Source organism: Pseudomonas sp. 382, assembly GCF_002759075.1.
Taxonomy (GTDB): domain Bacteria; phylum Pseudomonadota; class Gammaproteobacteria; order Pseudomonadales; family Pseudomonadaceae; genus Aquipseudomonas; species Aquipseudomonas vlassakiae.
On sequence record NZ_PEMX01000084.1, the window covers coordinates 1 to 2,588 of the forward strand.

The window sequence follows — 2,588 nt, forward strand, 5'->3', positions numbered from 1 at the left end:
GGAGTCGCCTCAGAAAACGGAAAATAAAGCACGCTAAGGCGTAGTTCCCTCGGGCTACACCGCGTCCGCACTGCGCGGTTCTTTCTTCCCTTGCAGTGACGCAATCAGCGGGCAGGAAACGTTCCCCTTCCGCGCATGGCAGGCGCACACCAAATCAGACAGCACGGCCTCCATGCGCGCCAGGTCAGCCATCCTCTCGCGCACGTCCTTGAGCTTGTGCTCGGCCAGGCTGCTGGCTTCCTCGCAATGGGTGCCATCCTCCAGCCGCAGCAGCTCGGCGATCTCATCCAGGCTGAAGCCCAACCGCTGGGCTGATTTCACGAAGCGCACCCGCGTTACATCCGTCTCGCCATAGCGGCGAATGCTGCCGTAAGGCTTGTCCGGTTCCGGGAGCAAGCCCTTGCGCTGATAGAACCGGATGGTCTCCACATTGACCCCGGCCGTCCTGGCGAAAACGCCAATGGTCAGGTTCTCCAAATTGTTTTCCATATCGCTTGACTCCGTACATAACTACGGAAGTAAGCTTAAGCTATCCAATTCAGATTCGAAAGGACAAACGTATGTCTGAACCTCAAAACGGGCGCGGCGCGCTCTTCACTGGCGGGCTGGCCGCCATCCTCGCCTCGGCTTGCTGCCTCGGGCCGCTGGTTCTGATCGCCTTGGGGTTCAGCGGCGCTTGGATCGGCAACTTGACGGTGTTGGAACCCTATCGCCCCATCTTTATCGGCGTGGCGCTGGTGGCGTTGTTCTTCGCCTGGCGGCGCATCTACCGGCCGTCAGCCGCCTGCAAACCGGGTGAGGTTTGCGCGATTCCCCAAGTGCGAGCTACTTACAAGCTCATTTTCTGGGGCGTGGCCGTGCTGGTTTTGGTCGCGCTCGGATTTCCCTACGTCGTGCCATTTTTCTATTGATCACAGGAGTTCACCATGAAAAAGCTGCTTTCCGCCCTTGCCCTCGCTGCCGTTGTTGCCCCCGTGTGGGCCGCCACCCAGACCGTTACGCTGTCCGTACCGGGCATGACCTGCTCGGCCTGTCCGATCACTGTCAAGAAGGCGATTTCCAAGGTCGATGGCGTCAGTAAAGTTGACGTGACCTTCGAGACGCGCGAAGCGGTGGTCACCTTCGATGATGCCAAGACCAGCGTGCAGAAACTGACCAAGGCTACCGAGGATGCGGGCTACCCATCATCAGTCAAGAACTGATCATGAAAGACCCGAAGACACTGCTGCGGGTCAGCATCATTGGCACAACCCTCGTGGCGCTGTGTTGCTTCACCCCTGTTCTGGTCATTTTGCTCGGTGTGGTCGGCTTGTCCGCGCTGACCGGCTATCTGGACTATGTGCTGCTGCCTGCGCTGGCGATTTTCATCGGCTTGACCATCTACGCCATCCAACGAAAACGCCAAGCCGATGCCTGCTGCACACCGAAATTCAATGGAGTAAAAAAATGACCGAAATCACCGTGAATGGCATGACCTGCACATCCTGCGCCACCCATGTCAAAGATGCTTTGGAAAAGATTCCCGGCGTGAATGCCGCTGTGGTGTCCTATCCAGAAAGCCGCGCGCAAGTCATGGCAGACACCGCCGTGAGCCACAACCAACTGCTGGCCGCCATCGCCGCATTGGGTTATCAAGGCTCGATCCGGGTTGGTGATTTCAAAGATGAACCAAAAATCCGTGATGCACTTGAGGGCGCCGGTTTGCATATCGCCATCATTGGCAGCGGCGGGGCCGCGATGGCGGCGGCGCTGAAGGCCGTCGAGCAAGGCGCGACGGTCACGCTGATCGAACGCGGCACCATCGGCGGCACCTGCGTCAATATCGGCTGTGTGCCGTCCAAGATCATGATCCGCGCTGCCCATATTGCCCATCTGCGCCGGGAAAGTCCGTTCGACGGCGGTATTGCGGCAACTGTGCCTGCGATTGACCGCAGCAAACTGCTGGCCCAGCAGCAGGCCCGTGTCGATGAACTGCGGCACGCCAAATACGAAGGCATCCTGGACGGCAATCCAGCCATCACCGTTTTGCACGGTGAAGCGCGTTTCAAGGACGACCAGAGCCTGGTCGTCCGTTTGAACGAGGGTGGCGAGCGCGAGGTAACGTTCGACCGCTGCCTGGTCGCCACCGGTGCCAGTCCGGCCGTGCCGCCGATTCCGGGCCTGAAAGAGTCACCCTACTGGACTTCCACCGAAGCGCTTGTCAGCGACACCATTCCCGCACGCCTGGCCGTGATCGGTTCGTCGGTGGTGGCGTTGGAACTGGCGCAAGCCTTTGCCCGGCTCGGCAGCCAGGTCACGATCCTGGCACGCGGCACCTTGTTCTTCCGGGAAGACCCGGCCATCGGCGAGGCCGTGACAGCCGCTTTCCGCGCCGAGGGCATCGAGGTGCTGGAGCACACGCAAGCCAGCCAGGTCGCCCATGTGAACGGCGAATTCGTGCTGACCACCGGACACGGTGAATTGCGCGCTGACAAGTTGCTGGTTGCCACCGGTCGGGCACCGAATACGCGCAGCCTCGCGCTGGACGCGGCGGGGGTCACTGTCAATGCGCAAGGGGCCATCGTTATCGACCAAGGCATGCGCACGAG

5 protein-coding genes are annotated in these 2,588 nt (G+C 60.5%); 4 read left to right on the forward strand and 1 reads right to left on the reverse strand.

Annotation, left to right across the window (positions count from 1 at the left end):
- Positions 1 to 54: 54 nt before the first annotated feature.
- Positions 55 to 489 (reverse strand): Hg(II)-responsive transcriptional regulator, encoded by a 435-nt coding sequence (merR, locus tag CQW31_RS30640; protein WP_000429838.1) that lies wholly within the window; start codon positions 487 to 489, stop codon positions 55 to 57.
- Between the two features lie 71 nt (positions 490 to 560).
- Here merR and merT point away from each other — a divergent pair, with 71 nt between their 5' ends.
- The 4 genes from merT to CQW31_RS30660 form a co-directional block, all read left to right on the forward strand.
- Positions 561 to 911, forward strand: coding sequence for a mercuric ion transporter MerT (gene merT / locus CQW31_RS30645; protein WP_001294667.1), 351 nt, complete (start codon positions 561 to 563; stop codon positions 909 to 911).
- A 15-nt stretch (positions 912 to 926) separates the two neighbouring features.
- The gene (gene merP, locus CQW31_RS30650) at positions 927 to 1,202 is read left to right on the forward strand and encodes a mercury resistance system periplasmic binding protein MerP (protein ID WP_000735441.1); all 276 of its coding nucleotides are present in this window, start codon (positions 927 to 929) and stop codon (positions 1,200 to 1,202) included.
- Positions 1,203 to 1,204: 2 nt separating this feature from the next.
- Positions 1,205 to 1,450, forward strand: coding sequence for a mercury resistance system transport protein MerF (gene merF, locus CQW31_RS30655; protein WP_000654684.1), 246 nt, complete (start codon positions 1,205 to 1,207; stop codon positions 1,448 to 1,450).
- On the forward strand, positions 1,447 to 2,588 hold a 1,142-nt coding region (locus CQW31_RS30660), incomplete at its 3' end, for a mercury(II) reductase (protein ID WP_099816117.1). The genes merF and CQW31_RS30660, both read left to right, overlap by 4 nt.